This is a genomic window from Psychrobacter pacificensis (assembly GCF_900101915.1).
GTDB classification, from domain to species: domain Bacteria; phylum Pseudomonadota; class Gammaproteobacteria; order Pseudomonadales; family Moraxellaceae; genus Psychrobacter; species Psychrobacter pacificensis.
Window position 1 is genome coordinate 1 of record NZ_FNAL01000019.1, and the last position, 21,372, is coordinate 21,372.

At 42.6% G+C, this 21,372-nt stretch carries 19 protein-coding genes; 9 read left to right on the forward strand and 10 right to left on the reverse strand.

What is annotated here, in order from left to right; genetic code table 11:
* The coding region (locus tag BLR43_RS10470; RefSeq protein ID WP_167669407.1) for an IS30 family transposase at positions 1 to 295 on the forward strand (295 nt) is incomplete at its 5' end.
* Positions 296 to 351: 56 nt separating this feature from the next.
* Here BLR43_RS10470 and BLR43_RS10475 read toward each other — a convergent pair.
* The 6 genes from BLR43_RS10475 to BLR43_RS10500 all read right to left on the reverse strand — a co-directional run bounded on the left by BLR43_RS10475 (position 352) and on the right by BLR43_RS10500 (position 6,712).
* Positions 352 to 786 carry a ClpXP protease specificity-enhancing factor gene (locus tag BLR43_RS10475; RefSeq protein ID WP_071001274.1) on the reverse strand — a complete coding sequence of 145 codons (435 nt, stop codon included), beginning with the start codon at positions 784 to 786 and terminating at the stop codon, positions 352 to 354.
* A gap of 132 nt (positions 787 to 918) precedes the next feature.
* The gene (locus BLR43_RS10480; protein WP_071001275.1) at positions 919 to 1,533 is read right to left on the reverse strand and encodes a glutathione S-transferase N-terminal domain-containing protein; all 615 of its coding nucleotides are present in this window, start codon (positions 1,531 to 1,533) and stop codon (positions 919 to 921) included.
* Between the two features lie 197 nt (positions 1,534 to 1,730).
* Positions 1,731 to 2,444, reverse strand: coding sequence for a cytochrome c1 (locus tag BLR43_RS10485; protein ID WP_071001276.1), 714 nt, complete (start codon positions 2,442 to 2,444; stop codon positions 1,731 to 1,733).
* Positions 2,444 to 3,649 (reverse strand): cytochrome b, encoded by a 1,206-nt coding sequence (locus BLR43_RS10490; RefSeq protein ID WP_197496753.1) that lies wholly within the window; start codon positions 3,647 to 3,649, stop codon positions 2,444 to 2,446. The genes BLR43_RS10485 and BLR43_RS10490 overlap by 1 nt, the downstream gene beginning before the upstream one ends.
* Positions 3,650 to 3,671: 22 nt before the next feature.
* Positions 3,672 to 4,256, reverse strand: coding sequence for a ubiquinol-cytochrome c reductase iron-sulfur subunit (gene petA, locus BLR43_RS10495; RefSeq protein WP_071001278.1), 585 nt, complete (start codon positions 4,254 to 4,256; stop codon positions 3,672 to 3,674).
* 515 nt (positions 4,257 to 4,771) lie between these two features.
* On the reverse strand, positions 4,772 to 6,712 hold the full coding sequence (locus tag BLR43_RS10500) for an ATP-binding cassette domain-containing protein (protein ID WP_071001279.1): 1,941 nt from the start codon (positions 6,710 to 6,712) through the stop codon (positions 4,772 to 4,774).
* Positions 6,713 to 6,952: 240 nt separating this feature from the next.
* On the opposite strand from BLR43_RS10500, the gene BLR43_RS10505 reads away from it, so the two are divergent.
* From BLR43_RS10505 to BLR43_RS10515, 3 genes are all read left to right on the forward strand, one after another.
* Positions 6,953 to 7,210 (forward strand): SlyX family protein, encoded by a 258-nt coding sequence (locus tag BLR43_RS10505; protein WP_058024131.1) that lies wholly within the window; start codon positions 6,953 to 6,955, stop codon positions 7,208 to 7,210.
* A gap of 219 nt (positions 7,211 to 7,429) precedes the next feature.
* Positions 7,430 to 8,641, forward strand: coding sequence for an OmpP1/FadL family transporter (locus tag BLR43_RS10510; RefSeq protein WP_071001280.1), 1,212 nt, complete (start codon positions 7,430 to 7,432; stop codon positions 8,639 to 8,641).
* A gap of 371 nt (positions 8,642 to 9,012) precedes the next feature.
* The gene (locus BLR43_RS10515) at positions 9,013 to 10,368 is read left to right on the forward strand and encodes an outer membrane protein transport protein (protein WP_093070982.1); all 1,356 of its coding nucleotides are present in this window, start codon (positions 9,013 to 9,015) and stop codon (positions 10,366 to 10,368) included.
* A 464-nt stretch (positions 10,369 to 10,832) separates the two neighbouring features.
* On the opposite strand, the gene putP is transcribed toward BLR43_RS10515, so the two are convergent.
* Both putP and BLR43_RS10525 read right to left on the reverse strand, forming a co-directional pair.
* Positions 10,833 to 12,332, reverse strand: a complete 1,500-nt coding sequence (putP, locus tag BLR43_RS10520; RefSeq protein WP_093070984.1) for a sodium/proline symporter PutP — start codon at positions 12,330 to 12,332, stop codon at positions 10,833 to 10,835.
* Positions 12,333 to 12,807: 475 nt separating this feature from the next.
* Positions 12,808 to 13,680 (reverse strand): LysR family transcriptional regulator, encoded by an 873-nt coding sequence (locus BLR43_RS10525; protein WP_071001286.1) that lies wholly within the window; start codon positions 13,678 to 13,680, stop codon positions 12,808 to 12,810.
* A gap of 472 nt (positions 13,681 to 14,152) precedes the next feature.
* On the opposite strand from BLR43_RS10525, the gene leuC reads away from it, so the two are divergent.
* The 5 genes from leuC (at position 14,153) to BLR43_RS10550 (ending at position 19,941) form a co-directional block, all read left to right on the forward strand.
* The gene (leuC, locus tag BLR43_RS10530; protein WP_071001287.1) at positions 14,153 to 15,571 is read left to right on the forward strand and encodes a 3-isopropylmalate dehydratase large subunit; all 1,419 of its coding nucleotides are present in this window, start codon (positions 14,153 to 14,155) and stop codon (positions 15,569 to 15,571) included.
* A gap of 141 nt (positions 15,572 to 15,712) precedes the next feature.
* Complete coding sequence (gene leuD / locus BLR43_RS10535) at positions 15,713 to 16,363, forward strand: 3-isopropylmalate dehydratase small subunit (protein WP_071001288.1); 651 nt, start codon at positions 15,713 to 15,715, stop codon at positions 16,361 to 16,363.
* A 155-nt stretch (positions 16,364 to 16,518) separates the two neighbouring features.
* Complete coding sequence (locus BLR43_RS10540; RefSeq protein WP_071001289.1) at positions 16,519 to 17,238, forward strand: hypothetical protein; 720 nt, start codon at positions 16,519 to 16,521, stop codon at positions 17,236 to 17,238.
* A gap of 39 nt (positions 17,239 to 17,277) precedes the next feature.
* On the forward strand, positions 17,278 to 18,381 hold the full coding sequence (gene leuB, locus BLR43_RS10545; RefSeq protein WP_071001290.1) for a 3-isopropylmalate dehydrogenase: 1,104 nt from the start codon (positions 17,278 to 17,280) through the stop codon (positions 18,379 to 18,381).
* Between the two features lie 294 nt (positions 18,382 to 18,675).
* Positions 18,676 to 19,941 (forward strand): L,D-transpeptidase family protein, encoded by a 1,266-nt coding sequence (locus BLR43_RS10550; protein ID WP_071001291.1) that lies wholly within the window; start codon positions 18,676 to 18,678, stop codon positions 19,939 to 19,941.
* Positions 19,942 to 20,197: 256 nt separating this feature from the next.
* On the opposite strand, the gene infA is transcribed toward BLR43_RS10550, so the two are convergent.
* Entirely contained in the window at positions 20,198 to 20,419 is a 222-nt protein-coding gene (infA, locus tag BLR43_RS10555; protein WP_021814850.1) for a translation initiation factor IF-1, read from the reverse strand.
* Positions 20,420 to 20,530: 111 nt separating this feature from the next.
* Positions 20,531 to 21,370 (reverse strand): tRNA pseudouridine(38-40) synthase TruA, encoded by an 840-nt coding sequence (gene truA, locus BLR43_RS10560; RefSeq protein ID WP_071003569.1) that lies wholly within the window; start codon positions 21,368 to 21,370, stop codon positions 20,531 to 20,533.
* Between the last annotated feature and the right edge of the window lie 2 nt (positions 21,371 to 21,372).

The window sequence follows — 21,372 nt, forward strand, 5'->3', positions numbered from 1 at the left end:
AGTGAGGTTGCAGGTTAAGACCATTACCTCTGACAATGGTAAAGAGTTTGCTCAGCATAAGAAGGTGAAACAAAAGCTCTTTAGCCCTTTCTTCTTTGCCGATGCTTATGCGTCATGGCAGCGAGGAACCAACGAGAATACCAATGGCCTTATCAGAGAGTACTTGCCTAAGGGTTGTGACTTTAGACAAGTCTCTGATAATGAAATACAGGACATTGAGAACAAACTAAACAACAGACCAAGAAAACGATTAGGGTTTAAAACGCCTATGCAGGCGTTCTATAATATTAATTAGCGTTGCACTTGGTGTGTTAATCTAAGATGTGAAAAATAATCAGTTTGAATGGCTGATTATTTCAGCACTTTCAACCCTGCTTTGTTATCGCGTTTAGGTTTAGTCGCAGCTTTTGGTTTATTCGCTACCGCGCTAGCCTCTTCTTCAGGCTCATAGTTATCGTACTCGTTAGGATCAAAAAACATCCCTTGCGAGTTTTCTTTAGCATAGATGCCAAGTACCGCTTGCAAGGGTACCCAAATTTCTTGCGAGACACCGCCAAAACGCGCACTAAAATGAATATAATCATTTTTCATACTCATATTGCCTGTAGCACGGCTGGCGATGTTTAATACGATACGACCATCTTGCACATGCTCGGTTGGTATCTGTACGTTATCAGCAGTAGCATCGACCATCAGATAAGGCGTCAAGGCGTTGTCTTCTATCCATTGATATAGTGCACGTACCATATAAGGACGGGTAGGTGTAATAGAGGTGGTTTCGCTCATCTAATGATTTCCTATACTAATGATGTTCAATAATGAAAAGATATTTTATTTAGCAAATTATCGCACAATAAGTGCAAGTCAATTTCTGTTATATTGATACTTATTCTAAGGCAGCTTCTTATACTTGTCTAATTAACGTACGCTTTTTTGGAAGCTACTACGCTCAAACACTCTCGTTTGATATTCAAACAATGGACGGCTGATAGCACGTGGCAGCTCAATCCCCATTTCATCCAATCGCCATAATAGGGGTGCTAATAACACGTCACACCAACCAAACTTATCAGCCATAAAATAAGGCTTATGAGCGAACAGCGGCGACAGAGTAATCAATGAATCACTGAGTTGTTTTTTAGCAACGGCAGCCTGTGCTTTATTAAAACTATCTGGATGCGTGAGGAGGCGCTTGCCAAGTACGAGCCAATCACGCTGAATGCGCCAAGCCAATTGGCGAAACTGTGCACGTTCCTGCGGTGTCTCAGGGAGCAGTTTGTTTGTGTGATAACGCTCTTCAAGATATTCAAAAATAACATTAATCTCATAAAGCGCAATCTCACGCTGCTGCAATACAGGTAAGGTATGATAGGGATTAAGCTCAGTCAAATCTTCAGGGCGCTCGGAATGCAGACGAGACAAATAGTAAGCAAGCTTTTTTTCTTCAAGTAATAGGCGTACCACATGACTGTCGTAGCCGTCATCAGCATATAAAATTAGCTGACTACTTGGAATGTCATTCGCATCAATCATGAAAGCCTAATGTTAAGAGTGAAGGTTGTCATCGTAAACAAACTCGCAACGTTTATCAAGGTAGTGTACGTAAACATTAGCGCTGAGTGGCTTATTTTCCGGCTTATCTGGTATTTCAGCTTAATGTCAAAGCACAAAAAAAGGCACTACCGAAGTAGTGCCTTTTTTAATTATCAGAACTGTCTGCTAATTATTACTTATTTGACGTCTTTCCAGAATTCTTTGTTCAACAAGTAAACTGGGATGAGTAGTACTAACAAGAATAAAATAACAAAGAAACCAATGACTTGACGGTCGTGACGAGCAGGCTCACCCATCCAAGCCATAAAGTTGACTAAGTCACCAACTTCAGATTCAAATTCTTCTTGGCTTAGCTCTTCTTGCATATTATGCAATACGTGGGGCATAGCAGCATTGGCCAGTACTAAGTTGTTAGCGCCCCAAGGACGACTTGGATCTTCATAGAATGATAATAGGTATGTGTATACCCAGTCATCACCGCGCAGTCTCGTCTCAAGTGACAGATCAGGAGGTGCAGCACCAAACCAAGACGCTTGAACCTCAGGGTCTATCTCAGCAGTAATGTGGTCACCGATTTGATCGGTGGTAACCATCAAATACTTTTCAACCAACTCAGGCGGTATCTCTAAATCTTGTGCAATACGCGAGTGACGAACATACTTGGCTGAGTGGCACCCAGCACAGTAGTTCATAAAGATTTTCGCGCCGTTCTGTAGTGAGCCTTTATTGGTAAAATCAATTGGGGCTGTACTACAGGCCAAATGCTCATCAACACCTTCAGCATTAGTAAACGTACCACAACCACTGCCTTCAGCCATTGCTGTACCAGCAGTCAAGGTCAATGCCGCGCCTAAGCCTAGACCCGCTAGGGATTTGATTAGCGTGCTCATTAGTGACCTCCGGTAACGCGTTCTGGTGGCTGTTTACACTTCTCGATGGCAGTGTAAAACGGCATCAGTAAGAAGAATAAGAAATATAGAATCGTGAATACACGAGCCATAATAGTCGCAGTTGGCGTTGCAGGTGTCGCACCTAAATAGCCAAGTACGATAAAGCTAATAGCAAAGACAGTTAGTGCAATCTTAGACAAGATACCTTTGTAGCGTATTGAGCGTACAGGTGATCTGTCGAGCCACGGTATCAAGAATAGTACAGCGATGGCCGCACCCATGGCGATGACACCGCCCAGCTTACTTGGAACCGCACGCAAGATAGCGTAGAAAGGCGTGTAGTACCATACTGGTGCAATATGCGCTGGTGTTTTCAGTGAGTTCGCTGTCTCAAAGTTTGGTGGCTCAAGGAAGAAACCGCCGCCTTCAGGGAAGAAGAACACCACCGCAAAGAAACAGATAAAGAATACTACAATACCTACCATATCATGCACAGTGTAGTATGGATGGAATTCGATACCGTCTAATGGTACGCCATTTTTGTCTTTTAGCTTCTTAATATCGATACCATCAGGGTTGTTAGAACCTACATGGTGCAATGCGACAATGTGCATGAAGACCAAGCCCACAAGGACCAATGGAATAGCGACAACGTGTAGCGCAAAGAAGCGGTTTAGGGTGATACCTGAGATGATATAGTCACCACGTACCCACTCAGCAAGACCGTCACCGATTACCGGCAGCGCCGCAGGAAGGTTTAAGATAACCTGAGCACCCCAAAATGACATGTTGCCCCAAGGGAGTAGGTATCCAAAGAAACCTTCGGCCATAAGAGCCAAATAGATGCCCATACCGATGAGCCAAATAAGCTCACGAGGTTTTTGATATGAGCCGTAGAGCAGTGCTCTAAACATATGCAAATACACCACGACAAAGAACGCTGAGGCGCCAGTCGAGTGCATATAACGGATGAGCCAACCGCCTTTGACATCACGCATGATGTATTCTACAGACGCAAATGCGCCCTCGGCACTAGGATTGTACATCATCGTCAGCCAAATACCAGTCACCAACTGGTTGACCAATACGACCATTGACAATACGCCAAAGAAGTACCAAAAGTTAAAGTTCTTTGGTGCGTAGTACTTTGACATGTGGTATTCGTAGGTTTCAGTCGCTGGAAAACGCGCGTCCACCCAATGCATTAACTTTTTACCCATACTCATGTTAAGCCTCCCCAACCGTCAAAATGGTACCATCCATACCATATTCTGGAACGGGTAAATTAAGCGGTGCAGGAACGCCACTATATACGCGGCCTGCTAAGTCATATTTTGACCCGTGGCACGGACAGAAAAACCCGCCGTACCAATCATTGCCACCTAAATCCACCGCGCCCACATCAGGACGGTAATTTGGTGCACAGCCTAAATGAGTACAAACGCCTTCCACAACCAATACGGTTGGTTCTATCGAGCGAGTAGGGTTTTTGCAATATTCTGGCTGTAGAGACGCATCAGACTCAGGATCAGATAATAAAGGCGTAACTGATTCTAGTCCTGCGACCATGTCTTCTGTGCGTTTAACGACATAAATAGGTTTGCCACGGTATTTGACAACAATCATTTGTCCATCTTCGATAGCACCAATATCTTGGGTTACTGCAGCCCCTGCAGCCTCAGCTTTAGCGCTTGGGTACCAAGAACGGACAAAAGGTGTCGCCACGGCAGCTACCCCAGCTGCACCAATCGCGGCAGTTGAGGCAATAAGAACTCTACGGCGTTGTACATTAACGCCTTCGGCTTGGCTCATTAATACTTCCTCCAGGTGAATGAAATGGGATTATCCCACACTGGGTTTGTGGCTTAGAAAATATACAATATCAAGCCACTTTAGCTGTGCCTAATTTTGCTAATTGTTACTATTCTAAGCTATTTCGGTGATAAAATAAATTATTGCGTTAAAAATAAAGCAACCTTAATAGGGCATATTAGGGGGTTGAATATGATAACCATATTAAAACAGTCGGATTATCAATGTTTAACGCCAACTTTGCTTTTATAGGGATTGTAAATGTCATGACCTTATAATTAATAAGGATTTTTCAGCAATAGCGAATGATACTTGAAATTACGAAAATGTTCACTAACTTTCACCATCTCACTACTGGATAAAACGAATATCACCACTCTATATATAATAAAGTGGTGATGCTTTCAGAATAATTAATAATGCTTTATCAGACTATCAGAAACTTGTTTATCGAAATACGCAATGCAAAGTACATATGCGATATTCTAATAAATGTGGCTAGAGAAGTGCCATTATTAGTCTTCAAGCTCGCTCCAACGCTCAAGCTTACTCATCATTTCATCTTCGATGGCCAACAAGCGCTCACTTGCGGCTGTCGCGGCATCAAAGTCGGTATTAAACCAAGAGCCATCAGCCAATTTTTCTTGTAGTTGAGTTTGTTCGGCTTCGAGTGCGGCGATTTCTTTGGGTAAGCTATCTAGCTCGCGCTGCTCATTGAAGTTGAGCTTTTTGGCGGCTTTATTTGGCTTCCCAGCGTCAGCTTTATTGGCTGATTTTGACGCTTTAGTATTGCTAACGGGTGCTTTTGCGGCGCGCGCGGCTTCCTCGCGGTTTTTTTGTATCAAGTACTCTTGATAACCGCCGACATACTCTTTGACGATGCCATTGCCATTTTCATCCGTGTCAAATACCCAGGTGGAGGTGACCACATTGTCCATAAATGAGCGGTCATGACTGATCAGCAAGATGGTACCGTTAAAGCTGCTGACCGACTCTTCTAATAGCTCAAGGGTGGCCATATCCAAATCGTTGGTTGGCTCATCAAGTACTAATATGTTGGCAGGTTTTAATAACTGCTTGGCCAGCAATACACGGTTGCGCTCACCACCTGACAAGGCTTTGACAGGGGTACGTGCACGCTCTGGTGCAAATAAGAAGTCTTGTAAATAGCTCATGATATGTGTCTTGCGACCGCCAACTTCGACAAAGTCAGAACCTTCTGAGACGTTTTGCGCGACGCTGGCTTCAAGATCTAGCTGATCACGCAGCTGATCAAAAAAGGCAATTTGCAAATTGGTGCCAAGCGTGACGCTGCCGGTCTTGGTGACCTCGTCATCCGACATATCGAGTAGGGCTTTGATAAGGGTGGTTTTACCAGCACCGTTAGGGCCGACAATACCGATTTTGTCGCCGCGCATAATAGTGGTCGTAAAGTTGTCAACCAGTACATTACCCTCATATTCAAGGTGCAGGTTTTTGACTTTACAAACGAGCTTGCCGCTTTTTTCGCCTTGACCCATCGTGATGTTTACATTACCCACTTGCTCACGGCGTTCGCGGCGCTCTTCACGCAATGCTTTTAGTTCACGGACGCGGCCCTCATTGCGGGTACGGCGAGCTTTGATGCCTTGACGAATCCAGACTTCTTCTTGCGCCAGTTTTTTATCAAAATTGGCGTTGTTCTTTTCTTCAGCCTGTAATTGTAGCTCTTTTAGCTCTTGATAACGAGCGTAGCCTTTGGCGCCTTGAGTGACGTCATAGCTGGTCAATTGACCACGGTCAAGCTCTACAATACGAGTCGCAAGCTTATCAACGAATGCTCTATCGTGGGTGACAAACAGTAGAGTTAGACCTTGCCAATCGAGCAAGAAGCGCTCTAACCACTCAATACTATCAACGTCTAGATGGTTGGTTGGCTCATCAAGTAGGAGTACATCAGGTTTGGTGACCAGCGCACGAGCAAGTAATACGCGGCGCTTACGACCACCAGAGAGTGATGACAAATCATCTTCCGGATCAAGTCCCATTGTTGTGATCAGACGCATGGCATCACGTTCTAAGTCCCAGCCATGGACGGCGTCGATATCATGCTGCAAGGTCGCCATGTGCTCGCAAGCGTCCATGTCGCCATTGGCGCACATCTCCACTTGCTTATTATAATTGATCAGCAGCTCAGCTGTGCGGCGGCTACCGCCCATGACGATATCGAGTATGCGTCCGCTCGACTCGGGGACGTCTTGCTCAAGCATCGCAACACGCATACTGCTGTTGGTGATGATCTCACCACTATCTGGCTGCAATGAGCCATTAATCAGTTTGAATAAGGTGGATTTACCTTCGCCATTGCGGCCAATCAAACACACACGCTCGCCTGAATTGATAGAAAAATCAATACCATCAAGAACAGGCGCGACGCCAAACGCTAAGTGAATGTCTTTTAAATGAATCAGTGCCATAGAGTATCTTAAGCTTATATAATAGTGAGGTAGGGGTTGTTGCAAAATTGCCAGCAGTATAACATGCCACCGCGCAACTGTAGTGCGAGTAAATCGTTTTATCAGTACTATTTATAGCTTTTATTCATAGCGGCTATTTTTTGTTTAGCATGATGGATTTAATGATGCCACTTAGGTTTTGTCACCTATTTTACTTGATAAACCTTTCAGCCTTATATTTACGATACTTTAGAGAAAAATATGAATCAATCTAATAACAAAGATGCTGCTGCGAGCATACAAGACGACTTGCAAACCCAAGTAATTGATCTGCAAATGAATGTAGCGCACCTTGAGATTACAGTAGAAAGGCTTGATGAGGTGATCGCACGTCAAGATAAAGATATTCAGACATTACAGCGTCAGCTACAACTGATTTATAAGCAAATAGAAAATCAAGACCCAGAGAGTGGTATTGCCCCATTTGATGTGATGGCGGATAGACCACCACATTACTGAAAAATAATAGCAAGTAAGATAACCAATAGTAAATAGTCGCAATATGTATATTTTTAGATAAAGGTACCCTTTGGTGACTTAATAGTCATAATATGGAAATAATGTATTTTGGCAGTTGTTTTAGTGTTAAAAAATCTTTACTATCTTCCACCTCGGATGCTGCTTACTTAAGAGAATTAAGTAAAGCAGTAAAACAATGCGGATGTTTGGAGATGTAAAATGCGCGCCACCTTTCACTTAAAAACTCTTGCAGTAGCTGTTGCTGCTCTATCTGTCGCTAGCGCTGCTAGTGCTGCTGGTCTTGACCGTTCAGGCCAAGATGTCACCGCATTCCTACAAGATGGTACTTATGCTGAAGCTGTCTATACCTATATCGATGCGGACGTGACGGGTAAAGATACTTCAGGTAATAAGATTGATGATATCGCAGAGTCTTATGACTTTTTCCGTTATGGCGTAAAAGCAGACATCAACGACACGTTTAGTGTTGGCGTCTTATATGATGAGCCTTTTGGCGCAGCCGCTGACTATACTGGTGATAATAACTTTGTAAATGCAAACGGTGAGGGTACTAACGTAGAAGTACGTACAGAGAGTATTACTGGTATCCTTGGTGCGAAGTTTGGTCAAAATAAAAACTTCCAAGTATACGGTGGCCCAGTTGCTCAGCGCGTAAAGGCAGATGTAAAGCTACGCGGTCCTGCTTATGAAGCTGCGAACGGTTACACTACGAATATTAATGCTGATCAAGATTACGGTTATATCGCAGGCGTAGCTTATAGCAAGCCTGAAATTGCGTTAAAAGCATCATTAACATACCGATCGGAAATCGAACATAACGCTCAAGCATCTGAAATTTATCCTGTTGTAGGTTCTGGTCTTATACCAGCTCCTGTGGTTTCTGCACTTGGTCTGTCAACAAACAGAGTTGATAGTATTGAAATAACTACGCCTGAATCAGTGAACTTTGATTTTCAAACTGGCATCAACCCTACAACCCTAGCGACTGCCAAAGTACGTTGGGTACCATGGAGTGATTTTGCTATCGTACCATCACTATATAACGATGTTAGCAAGATTTCGACTCAGGATGATAAGGGGTTAGCGTTAGTTAGCTATGATGACGACCAATGGCAAGTAGAGCTAGGATTGGCTAAGCGTGTCGCGCCAGCACTTGCTATCAGTGGTACTGTTGGTTGGGATAGTGGTGCAGGTGACCCAGTCACCTCATTAGGTCCTATCGAAGGCTATTATAGTGCTGGTCTTGGCGCGAAATATAATGTGACCGAAAACTGGGCGATATCTGCTGGCGGTAAATACTTATGGTTCGGTGATGCCAAAGGTCAAATCCCAACTAAGACGATCGTTAGTGATTTCGAAAGTAACGATGGTTTTGTATTGGGTGTAAAGGTATCTTACCAAGCTCAGTAAATCACAAATAAATTATGTGATACTGTTTGCTACTAATATAAAAAAGCGATCCTTTAAGGGTCGCTTTTTTATTATGTGTTTTTAAAAATCACATTTAACAGACTATAGGTAAAAATATTTATTTTCTGGCTATAGACCTTACCGTAAAAATCACATTAAAGACAAAAAGTAAACCACAGTATTTTATTTATATCTTATATGTACTGTTCAGTCATAATTGAGAAATAAAGCACTTTTAATGTTGTTTTAGTGTCAAAAAGACATTAGTATTCAACTTAGGACAAAACTTTAGTAATATCAATATCGAGCATAGCAATGCTACATAATGGTTATTAAAGTATTAATACAACAAGGATCGTTGGAGATACACAATGCGCACTACCTTTCATTTGAAAACCCTTGCAGTAGCTATTGCTACTCTTTCTTTCGCTAGCGTAACCAACGCTGCTGGTCTTGATCGTTCAGGTCAAGATGTCACTGCTTTTTTTCAAGATGGCACTTACGCTGAAGCGGTCTATACTTATATTGATGCTGATGTAAGCGGCTACGATAGTGCGAATGTCAACCCTGGTCAAAATGACTATGAGCGCGGCAATAAAACGGGCGACATTGCTGAATCTTATGACTTCTTCCGCTATGGCGTAAAAACTGATATCAACGACACGTTCAGTGTGGGTGTACTATATGATGAGCCTTTTGGTGCTGCTGCTGAATACACGCAAAGTAATTTTGTGGCAAGCAATAATCCTCAAGCTTCAGGAGGCGAATTGGTAGGTGATGGTGTAGACCCACAGACTGCAGGTGCTATAGCATTAGCTGAGTCAGCCACTGCAGGCGAGAATACTAACGTTGAAGTTCGTAGCCAAAGTTTGACTGGTATTTTGGGAATGAAATTCGGTGCCAATAAAAACTTCCAAATTTATGGTGGTCCAGTTGCTCAGCGTATCCAATCTGAAACCAAATTGCGTGGCTTAGCTTATGGGCCTGCTAGTGGTTATACCTCAAACAGCAATCCTGATATGGATTATGGTTATATCGCAGGTATTGCCTATAGCAAGCCTGAAATTGCTCTAAAAGCAGCGTTGACTTATCGTTCTGAGATTGACCATGATATAGATATCTCTGAGAATTATCCTATAGCAGGTATTTTGGCTCAAGGAGCTGCTTTGCAGCAAGGAGCGACTCCAGCACAGGCAGCGGCTATAGGGGCTGCGGCTGCTAACCGGAACAGTAATTATGAGATTACAACCCCTAAATCAGTCAACTTTGATTTCCAGACTGGTATTAATCCTACAACTCTAGCAACGGCAAAAGTACGCTGGGTACCTTGGAGCGATTTTGTCATCACACCACCATTATATAATGACGTTAGTAAACGTAATTACGGCCCTGATGGTTTGGACTTGGTTGAATACGAAGATGACCAATGGCAAGTGGAGCTTGGTCTTGCCAAGCGTGTTGCACCAGCACTTGCTATCAGTGGTACTGTGGGTTGGGATAGTGGTGCTGGTGATCCAACAACGTCGTTAGGTCCTGTCGATGGCTATTACAGCGTCGGTCTTGGTGCCAAATACAACGTGACGGAAAACTGGGCCGTGTCGGCTGGTGGTAAATACTTATGGTTCGGTGATGCAAAAGGTCGTCTACCTAGTGGAAAAATCGTTGGTGATTTCCAAGATAATGATGGTTATATTGCTGGTTTAAAGATTTCTTATCAAGGAAAGTAGCTTCCTTATATAACTGTTAGATAATAAAAAGCGGCCTATCATAGGTCGCTTTTTTATTGATTCCAATATTTTGAAGTGAATAAAAACTCTTAGATATGGAAAGATATTTAGAGTGTTTTACAGAAAGTAAATTAATAACTGATAGCTACAACCTACTTACTACTCATATGTTGTTATACGTTTGATATCTGCCTTCCAGTTGATTGAATGGTAAGCAATGTATCCATTGTCGCTACCTATATGATAGTTAGCTATCCATATAGGTAGGGGCATGTTTAGACAGATCCATTTGGTAATAGTACATAGCTATTCTATTAAGAGTAGATACTCATAATAGAAGGTTAGAGCAGCCTTCCTACTTATAATAGTAGCTACTTACATCATAATTAATAGCTACCAATAAAAAACCTCGCCATTAGTGGCGAGGTTTTTTTATAGTGATAAGGTAAAGTTACTGTATAAACCTACTTGTTCAGGTTCAATTCCATCTCTTTGTATTTAGCGGCGACTGATTCTCTTGGACCGCCCGTCATGATACTGACTACAAAAATAGCGATGGTACTTAAGATAAAGCCTGGAACAATAGCATATAACCAGCTATTTAGTGCCATACCATCTATTTGGAAAGGACCATAGATCCATAAGATAACCGTCAATGCACCTACAACCATACCGGCAACAGCGCCATTACGGTTCATGTGGCGCCATGTGAGACTGAAAATAACCAACGGCCCAAACGCTGCACCAAATCCTGCCCATGCGTTTGATACTAGGTTCAATACTGAGCTGTCTGGATCAGAAGCTAACAAGATAGCAACAATAGCGACCACGACAACTGAGATACGTCCAACCAATACTTGACGAGCTTCTGGTGCATCTCTGTCAAAGAATAGTTTATAAACGTCTTTGGTTAATGAGCTTGATACTACCAATAACTGCGATGAGATGGTACTCATGATGGCCGCTAAAATCGCTGCTAATAGGAAACCTGAAACCAACGGGTGGAATAGGAACTGAGTGAATACTAAAAAGATAGTCTCAGGATCATCTAACGTCATAGCTGTCTTTTGTACATAAGCACGACCAGCAAAACCAGTCATCAATGCGCCGATAAGACTGACAATCATCCAGCTCATACCGATATTACGTGCAGTAGGCACATCTCGTACTGAGCGGATTGCCATAAAACGCACAATAATATGCGGCTGACCAAAATATCCTAAACCCCATGCCATAAGTGAAATGATACCGATGATACTCATACCGCTAGTAATATTTAGTAGGCTTGGATCAATGTTTCTAACCGCTTCAGTCGTGGCTGAAACACCGCCAAGATCTGTAAAGGCAACGAGAGGTACAATGACCATCGCAAACAGCATGATAACACCCTGTACAAAGTCAGTCATCGATACCGCTAAGAAACCACCGAATAGCGTATAAGCAACCACTACACCAGCAGTAACCCATAGACCAGTACCATAGGATAGATTGAGTGAGCTTTCAAAGAGTTTACCACCGCCTACGAGACTTGCCGCTGTGTAGACAGTAAAGAATAAAATGATAACCAAAGCGGAGATTACACGCAGCATATGCGATTTGTCTTCAAAGCGGTTGGCAAAATAGTCAGGTAAAGTAATAGCGTTATCAGCAACTTCGGTATAAACACGAAGACGCGGTGCTACGATGAGATAGTTCAATAAGGCACCAAGGGTCAAACCAAGTGCGATCCAAATACTCACCACGCCATCTGCATACATATAGCCTGGTAGTCCGAGTAGCAACCAACCTGACATGTCCGATGCGCCTGCTGAAAGTGCAGTAACTGCTGGACCTAGATTACGTCCTCCTAAAAGATAACCCTCGGTATCATTGGCTTGCTTAAAATAAGCATAAACACCAATTCCAATCATCACTAAAAAATAGGCGCCAAGTGATATAAGCACGCCACTAGAAACTCCGTTCATATAAGTTATCCTTAACCAACATCGTTGGCTTTAATTATTTTTTAACTATAAAAGTTCTGTCTTAAAAGACGATGCCTCAAACAAAATATCTCAAACAATGTCTAAAGACAAAAAAAGCCATTAATTAAGACATAATGGCTTTTTTCAGTATCTTTTGTAGTTTTATATGATTGATGTCGTTATATGGCTAGCACTCATATAGAGATAGAGAACAATGGGAACCTCGCATTCCACTTATCTGCTGTTATTGCTCGCATCTGCTATTTATATATGAGTATTAGCAACCTACATAACCAATCAGCGAAACCATTAAACCTACTGTTAACCATCATATCTTACTAGAAGTATTCAATATATGACTATCAGTGTCCTTGTGGTAAATTTTTGTTATTAAAACAACGTCAAGCATATTATAACGTATGAGAGTCACGAATGCGAATAGCTTAAATACCTAAATTGTTGTATTGGGATGTTTTTACTCAATTGGCGCCAGCAAATCTAGTAATGCGGTTACGCTACTAGATTGTGTTAGCTTCGGATTGATAACCACACCTAAATAGCGTTGTAACTCAATGTTGTCTGCCATATCGATACGTTCCAAATCTTGACTGACCATAGTTTGCGGAAGGACTGACCAACCCAGTCCAACAGAAACCAGCATCCGAATAGATTCAAGCGGATTGGTACTCATCGTGGCATAAGGTTTTAGGTTATGCTTAGCAAACTCAGCCAAAGTAATCTGACTGGTAAAGGTATTGGCAGACGGTAGAATAGCAGGATAGCGTGCTAACTGCTCTAAAGTGACATTAGATTTGGTCGCTAGAGGTGACAAAGTACCCGTCATAAAATACAGGGGATCTGACCAAAGCGTGTGATAGGTCAAGCGTTTATCGTATACAGGCGGTAGCGTGACAAACGCTAATGACAGATCGCCGTCCAGTACTGCTTTGTGGGCCTTTTCTGAGTCAACAAAATGAACTTCTAACTGAACAGCAGGATAAGTCTGAATAAAATGCTTAAGCACGGGTGCTAGATGATGTAAACCAATATGATGGCTTGTGCCAATTACAAGCTTGCCAGAGACGATATGCTGAGAGTGCTGCAAGTTAATCTTGAAGTTCTCATAATCTTCCAACCAGCGTTTGGCGTGTGGCAGCATCTCAATAGCAGCCTGCGTGGGTACAATCCCGCGGCCTACAGTATCAAATAAAGTAATGTTAAACTCATCTTCTAAGTTTTTGATGCGCTTACTGACGGCAGGCTGAGTAATGAACAGCTTTTCTGCGGCACCTGAAATACTGCCAGTGTGCATAACGGTAACGAATGTCGTCAAGTTTGTGGTGTTCAAACGGATTTCCTTAGCTACTTTATGAGCTATAAATAAAAGTGGGCTGAGCCAATGATAACGTATTAAAAATAAAAGTTTGCATCTGGTTAAAAATCATCAATTATTATTATAGGATTTGCCTGCTATAATCACAAGATATCAAGGCGTATTGTCACATATTTATTCTTTTAAGTTGATTATTTGCAGTCTCAAGCGTGTTTAGGCGCTGCTTATAGCCACAAATCTAAAATTATTAATGAATAATATTTATACTACACAAAATATAGCAATTCTAGAATATATATTTCAATATCATTGATTAGGTAGAAGTTATTGCAAAATGATGCTCTCACACAAATCATAAAGAGCTATCATGCAGTTAAATACGACATTATAGATAAATCTAATCGTTAATTGAACAAACAGAACCTTAGCTTGCCAACAGGTGAGCAAGCGAAAATCAAGTCAGTAGTAATTAATAAAGGATAGCATCATGGCCGGTCAAACTTTATATGACAAACTTTGGAATGCTCATGAAGTCACCAAGCGTGACGACGGTTCGAGCTTAATTTATATCGATCGCCATCTGTTGCATGAAGTGACGAGTCCACAAGCGTTTGAAGGATTGGAGCTTGCCAATAGAGCACCATGGCGTTTGTCTGCCAATATCGCCAGTCCTGATCACAATGTGCCAACAGTCACCAAAGAGCGCTCAGCAGGTGTCACTGGTATTAAAGACAAGGTATCACGTCTGCAGGTTGTCACATTGGATGAGAACTGCACCAAATTTGATATCGCAGAATTTACAATCAACGATGCGCGTCAAGGAATTTTGCATGTCGTTGGTCCTGAGCAAGGTCTTGTGTTGCCAGGTATGACCGTTGTTTGTGGTGATTCGCACACAGCGACACATGGCGCACTTGGTTGCTTAGCACATGGTATCGGCACCTCTGAAGTTGAGCACGTATTGGCAACGCAGTGCTTGATCCAAAAGAAATCAAAAAATATGCAAATCCGCGTCACTGGTCAACTTGGTGCGGGCGTGACCTCAAAAGACGTCGTGCTCGCCATTATTGCGAAGATCGGTACGGCAGGCGGAACTGGACATGCGATTGAATTTGCAGGTCAAGTGTTTGAAGACATGAGTATGGAAGGTCGTATGACTGTCTGTAACATGGCAATTGAGGCTGGTGCTCGCGTGGGTATGGTTGCCGTTGATGATACGACGATAGACTATGTTAAAGGTCGCCCGTACGCGCCAAACGAGTCACAGTGGCCACAAGCTGAAGCCTACTGGCGTACATTATATTCAGATGATGACGCAGTATTTGATACCGTGGTTGAGATCGATGGTAGCCAAATAGCACCGCAAGTATCTTGGGGTACCTCGCCTGAGATGGTCGTTGATATCACCCAATCGGTACCAACACCTGACCAAGCCATTGATGAAGCCCAAAAAGAGGGTTGGTTACGCGCATATACCTATATGGGTCTAGAAGCTGGTCAGAAAATCACGGACATTCAGCTTGATCGTATATTTATTGGCTCATGTACCAATTCGCGTATCGAAGATTTGCGGGACGCTGCAGCAGTGATCAAAGGACGCAAAGTGGCTGATAATATCAAAGAAGCCATCGTTGTTGCAGGTTCTGGACAAGTAAAACTACAAGCAGAGGCTGAAGGTTTAGATGCTTTGTTTACCGAAGCTGGTTTTGAATGGCGCGAGCCGGGTTGTTCAATGTGTCTTGCCATGAATGCAGACAAACTTGAGCCGCAAGAGCATTGTGCATCGACGTCTAATCGTAATTTCGAAGGTCGTCAGGGTAATGGTGGTCGTACGCATTTGGTCAGTCCAGCAATGGCAGCTGCAGCAGCGTTGGCAGGTCATTTTGTAGACGTTCGTACGTTTTAAGACTGATAATAAGTAGCTGACATCATGCTTATATCAACGATAAATATATGAGCATGATGTCAAAACGGTAAAAATTTATTTACTGTTTAATATGCTTATCAAGATCGTCAACCAGCAAAAATATAATTGATAGGAAATTTTATGCAAGCTTATAACACCCAAACCGGTATCGTTTGCCCACTTGATCGCGCAAACGTCGATACCGATCAAATTATCGCAAAACAGTTTTTGAAGTCTATTAAACGTACAGGCTTTGGCGTGAATTTATTTGATGATTGGCGCTATCTTGATGAAGGATATCCAGGCCAAGACCCCAGCACACGTGTTATCAATCCAGACTTTGTATTGAATAAACCCCGTTATCAAGGCGCTACTATATTGCTAGCACGCAGAAACTTTGGCTGTGGCTCTAGTCGTGAGCATGCACCTTGGGCACTTTCTGAGTATGGCTTTCGTACGGTTATCGCACCAAGCTTTGCTGATATCTTTTACAATAACTGCTTTAAAAATGGCATGTTACCGATTGTACTAGATGAAGCAATTGTGGATACTTTAATGAAGGCGACTGTTGCTAATGAAGGCTATGAGCTGACGGCAGATCTTGAGCGTCAGGTAGTCATCACGCCAACAGGCGAAGAGTATGCCTTTGAAGTGGATGCTTTTCGCAAACATTGCTTGTTAAATGGGCTAGATGATATCGGTTTAACCTTGCAGCAAAGCGATGCTATCAAAGACTACGAGCATAAAATGATGCAAAAAACGCCGTGGATCTTTAACGACGTACGCGCTTAGGTAAGGATTTTATGATGCCTTGCTCACAAAACTGCTGGCCAGTCGCAACGCATCGTTGAGTTATGGCGGTGAACTGGCTAAAATGAAGGGTAGTTTTTGACACATTTTATTATCTTCCTTATAAATTATCTTTCTGATAAACAGTAGCCGCCATTATGAATAAAAAACGTTATGCTCTATCGACAAGTACGATTGTTGCTGCAAGCTTATTTTTGTCAGGCTGCCAGCTATTGACGGGCTATCAAAAAATAGATGAGGCAGAAAGTGCGAAAGCGTGGGTAGGTAAGATCCAACCCGTTGCTGGCGAAGTAAATATCGCGTGCGTGGGTACTTACCACTGTGAAATCGTGCAAATAGATAAGACACTGGTTATTTCTCCTGATAATCATGAGCCAGTTAATCCTCAGATTGTAGAGGCTTTACCAAGTTATAAAGGTACTGCAACGCCCCAAATGAGCATAGAGATGACACCGCTCATGAGTAAAAACTCTATAAAGATATTGCCATTAGCCGCATCTGGTATGCCAGGGTTGACCAACTATTATGCACGGGTGATGCCTGCAAAACGTGAAGTCCATGTCAATTTTTATCCAGAGAATAACATGGGATACGTTGAGCGTTTTGCGATGATTCATGATTTTGCGGACGCAGGTACTTACAAGTTACGTGCTTATCAAAAGAAAAGTAGTGAAAAATCTGGCAGTTTGTTGGATACAGCGTCGCCTGAGCCTTTATGTATTGATCTATTACAAGGTAATAAGGTGCAGCGCCGATTCTGTAAACAGTTAGAGTCTGAGCACCAAGGTGAGTTTGTAGAGACAGGCATGGTCAAAGCAGTGACGTCAGCATCTAAACCTAAAACGACCACAGCGTAATAAAAATTAATTGATAAAAATATATCCAAAAGGATTAGTATGGCAACGATTTTAACATTAGCGGGCGATGGTATTGGCCCTGAAATCATGACTCAAGCCATCGACGTGCTCAAAGCCGTCAATGAGAAGTTTTCACTTGATTTGACATTAGAGTCTGGATTGATTGGTGGTGTGGCTATTGATGCCACAGGTGAGCCTTTACCTGATGAAACATTAGCGCGTGCACGTGCAGCAGATGCTGTATTATTAGGCGCTGTCGGCGGCCCTAAATGGGATACGATTGAACGTAGTAAGCGCCCTGAGCGCGGTCTGCTTAAAATCCGTGGTGAGCTGGGTTTGTTTGCCAATTTACGTGTGGCAAAGCTTTATCCGCAGCTAGCCAATGCGTCAAGTATCAAGCCTGAAATTATATCTGGTTTAGATTTGCTGATTGTTCGCGAACTGACGGGTGGCATTTATTTTGGCGAGCCACGTGGTATTCGCACACTAGAAAATGGTGAGCAGCAAGGCTATAACACGATGGTGTATAGCACCAGTGAGATTCAGCGTATCGGTAAAGTTGCTTTTGAGTTAGCAAAAACCCGTGCCCAAGCCGCAGGTACAGCTGCCAAGGTATGTTCAGTAGACAAAGCCAACGTCTTAGAAGTGACTGAGCTGTGGAAACAAACAATGATTCAGATGCAGCAAGCAGAGTATAGCGATGTGGCGTTATCCCATATGTATGCTGACAATGCTTGTATGCAGTTGATCAAAGATCCTAAGCAGTTTGATGTCATGGTAACAGGCAATATGTTTGGTGATATCTTATCTGATGAAGCGGCAATGTTGACCGGTTCTATTGGTATGCTGCCATCAGCGAGCTTGGATGAGGATGGCAAAGGTATGTATGAGCCATGTCATGGTTCTGCGCCTGATATCGCTGGGCAAGATAAAGCCAATCCATTGGCCACTATTTTGTCTGTCGCTATGATGCTGCGTTATACCTTTAAGCAAGAGGAAGCCGCACAAGCGATCGAGCAAGCAGTCAGTGATGTGCTTGATGATGGTCTGCGTACGCTTGATATTTTAGACAGCAGTGAAGCTGGACTCAAGCAAGTGGGCTGTCAAGAGATGGGGCAAGCGGTATTGGCTAAACTGGTATAAGTCAGCTAATCTAATGTAGACCATTTTAAGGTAGTTTTTACAGTTTAATCTCGTTCATTTTATACCCATAAGTTGCTGAGCAATTTATGGGTTTTTTCTGTTATATGATATTGAGTCATGCCTTATTGTAAACGGATCAGTGTGTTTGTTCACTCTCTTAACAAATGCACAGTAGGAAGAGTCGGTTATTAACATAAAGCTGTTAGGGAATAGTGGCAAGACTATGGCAATATATTTTTATAATAAATTTTTCGATATTTTTTGATATATGGTAACTATTTAGGGAGTTTTTTTATGTCTCAATTACTTAAGGTTAGCAGCCTTGTTATAGCGATGGGTACAACGTCCGCATTATTAATAGGTTGTAGTAGCAATGCTAATAATAGCGCACAAACGGCTAATGACAGCAAGTCGCCTAATAGTGGTATGACAGGTACTACAACAGATAATAATAACCATGCAGGAACCGAAGCAAAGATGAGTACTAGTAGCAACCAATCTACTAGTAACCAAACTAATAGCAACAGTATCGATGCTGATACGATGGACAGCACGATGACTGATAGTAACGATATTAGTCCAGTAACCAACGGTGTTAGTCAGCAAATAGAGGGTAATAGCAAAGCCGCAAATTCGCTAAATGAATTACTAACCAAAATTGAATACAGTACAGAAAATCTATCAGAAACTGCTAAAAAGGTAAATGAAGCAACATGGAAAGCTGATACCAAAATTGATCGTAATGTTGCTACCAAATTACAAGCGCTACTGAACTGGAATCATAGTGGTGTGGGTGCAGTGGATGGCTATTGGGGCAAAAACACGCGTAAAGCCATGCAAGCTTTTCAAAAGGCTCAAGGATTACCAGTAACTGAAGCGGTCAATGAAGAGACGTGGCAAGCATTAACTAAGAATTCTACGCTTACTTCACAGCCTGTATTGGTCAGTTATCAGCTGACAGATGCTGATGTGAATGTCAAAACTACCCAAATTCCTGCTAGTGCTGAAGCCAAGGCCAAGCTAGATGGTATGTATTATGAAAGCGTCCTTGAAGCCTTGGGCGAAAAATTTCATATCAGTCGTGATTATCTCAAATCGCTTAACCCCAATGCCAGCTTTAAAAGTGGCGAAACCATCATTGTCTATAACCCAGGTAACCCTAATACAACACCAGTGAGCCGAGTGGTCGCTGATAAAGACACGCAAACCCTATATGCATACGATGACAGTGACAATCTGGTTGCCAGCTATCCAACCACAGTAGGTAGCACAGCAACACCTTCACCAACGGGTACGCATAAAGTCAAAGTCAAAATTCACGAGCCAAATTACACCTATACTAGCGATAATGGCAAAAAATCTATTATCCCGCCAGGCCCTAACAATCCCGTTGGTGTGGTATGGATTGGCCTTAGCAAACCATCGTATGGCATTCATGGATCACCCGATCCTGAACGTATCAGTCGTCAGGCATCAGCAGGTTGTGTTCGCCTCACTAACTGGGATGCACTGAGCCTATTAGGTGTTATCAAGAACGATGCCACTGTCGAGTTCAAATAACTCATCGTTTAATTATTTCATAAAACGCAGACAAAAAAATACCGCTGAAATTTAGCGGTATTTTTTATGGTAAAACAAACAGCAAACACGAAATAGCTAAAACAGTGATAGGCAATAATGAGCAGGTTAGCGTTTTCATTATTATTATCAGTCAAACCACTCAAGCGTCTATATCAGCTATCAGCGATAAAGTAGCTATTTGGTTATTGGCTGTATTTTTATAAATACTTTTATAACCATATGAGTTGGCGAGTATTTAGTTTTTACCACGGTAAGTAATACGACCTTTAGATAGGTCATAAGGGGTCATTTCAACCTTAACTTTATCACCTGTCAAGATACGAATATAGTGCTTACGCATCTTACCTGAGATGTGTGCAATGATTTCGTGTCCGTTTTCTAAACGAACCTTGAACAAAGTGTTAGGAAGGGTATCAATGACTTCGCCTTCAAATTCGATAATATCGTCTTTTGCCATAATTTGTATCAATCAATTAAAAATAAGCCCATATTATACGTAAGTTAGCGGATTAAAGCAATACAGAACCTGGTTTTGACTTGACAGCATGTAAGTGATATGTATGCTAATTTAGTCAGGTAAGTTTAACCAAATCGGTGTGAGGGGTGCCTGCGGCAATAGTCGCTGGAAATGCTCAGGATAATAGGCATTGATGAAATACAAGCCATCCCCTGAGGCCGTAGGCGGCGCAATTGTTCGATCCTCTTTGCTCAAAATGTTTAAAAAGTCTGCTGGCTCTAACTCATGTCTGCCAATCGCGTATAGCGTACCCATCAAGTTACGAACCATGTGATGCAAAAATCCATCTGCCTGTATATCGAACACTATAAACTGACCATGAGCGAAAAGGTCGGCATGACTGACGGTACGTACTGGCTGATTGGATTGACAGGCTGCCGCACGGTAGCTGCTAAAATTGTGAGTACCAACGATATCGGCAGCTGCCTTTTGCATCGCTGCTAGGTCTAAAGGCTCATAGATATGGGTAACCTGATGATTGAGTATCGCAGGGCGCTGCGCTTGATTAAGGGTGATATAACGATAACGACGAGCAATCGCACCAAAACGCGCATGGAAGTCAGCTGGCATCGGTTGAATCCAGCGCAAAGCAATATCGTCAGGCAGTAGGCTATTGACACCGCGTAACCAGTTATGAGTAGGGCGATACGCATGCGTGGTAAAATGAGCAATCATATTGCTGGCATGGACACTGGCATCAGTACGTCCAGCGGCGATGACTTCGACGGATTCATTGGCGACCTTGCCGATAGCGGTTTCTAGTGCTTCTTGTACACCCAGCACTTCTCGTTGCCGCTGCCAACCATGATAGTGCGTACCCAAAAACTCAATCGCAATCGCCAAAGTATAGGTTGGTGAACGTTCAGGTTCGATAGTTTCAATCTTAGACATTT

Coding starts and splice junctions, on each gene's coding strand:
- BLR43_RS10475 (WP_071001274.1), bottom strand. CDS start 786: ATGAGCGAAACCACCTCTATTACACCTACCCGTCCTTATATGGTACGT.
- BLR43_RS10480 (WP_071001275.1), bottom strand. CDS start 1,533: ATGATTGATGCGAATGACATTCCAAGTAGTCAGCTAATTTTATATGCT.
- BLR43_RS10485 (WP_071001276.1), bottom strand. CDS start 2,444: ATGAGCACGCTAATCAAATCCCTAGCGGGTCTAGGCTTAGGCGCGGCA.
- BLR43_RS10490 (WP_197496753.1), bottom strand. CDS start 3,649: ATGCATTGGGTGGACGCGCGTTTTCCAGCGACTGAAACCTACGAATAC.
- petA (WP_071001278.1), bottom strand. CDS start 4,256: ATGAGCCAAGCCGAAGGCGTTAATGTACAACGCCGTAGAGTTCTTATT.
- BLR43_RS10500 (WP_071001279.1), bottom strand. CDS start 6,712: ATGGCACTGATTCATTTAAAAGACATTCACTTAGCGTTTGGCGTCGCG.
- BLR43_RS10505 (WP_058024131.1), top strand. CDS start 6,953: ATGAATCAATCTAATAACAAAGATGCTGCTGCGAGCATACAAGACGAC.
- BLR43_RS10510 (WP_071001280.1), top strand. CDS start 7,430: ATGCGCGCCACCTTTCACTTAAAAACTCTTGCAGTAGCTGTTGCTGCT.
- BLR43_RS10515 (WP_093070982.1), top strand. CDS start 9,013: ATGCGCACTACCTTTCATTTGAAAACCCTTGCAGTAGCTATTGCTACT.
- putP (WP_093070984.1), bottom strand. CDS start 12,332: ATGAACGGAGTTTCTAGTGGCGTGCTTATATCACTTGGCGCCTATTTT.
- leuC (WP_071001287.1), top strand. CDS start 14,153: ATGGCCGGTCAAACTTTATATGACAAACTTTGGAATGCTCATGAAGTC.
- leuD (WP_071001288.1), top strand. CDS start 15,713: ATGCAAGCTTATAACACCCAAACCGGTATCGTTTGCCCACTTGATCGC.
- BLR43_RS10540 (WP_071001289.1), top strand. CDS start 16,519: ATGAATAAAAAACGTTATGCTCTATCGACAAGTACGATTGTTGCTGCA.
- leuB (WP_071001290.1), top strand. CDS start 17,278: ATGGCAACGATTTTAACATTAGCGGGCGATGGTATTGGCCCTGAAATC.
- BLR43_RS10550 (WP_071001291.1), top strand. CDS start 18,676: ATGTCTCAATTACTTAAGGTTAGCAGCCTTGTTATAGCGATGGGTACA.
- infA (WP_021814850.1), bottom strand. CDS start 20,419: ATGGCAAAAGACGATATTATCGAATTTGAAGGCGAAGTCATTGATACC.
- truA (WP_071003569.1), bottom strand. CDS start 21,370: ATGTCTAAGATTGAAACTATCGAACCTGAACGTTCACCAACCTATACT.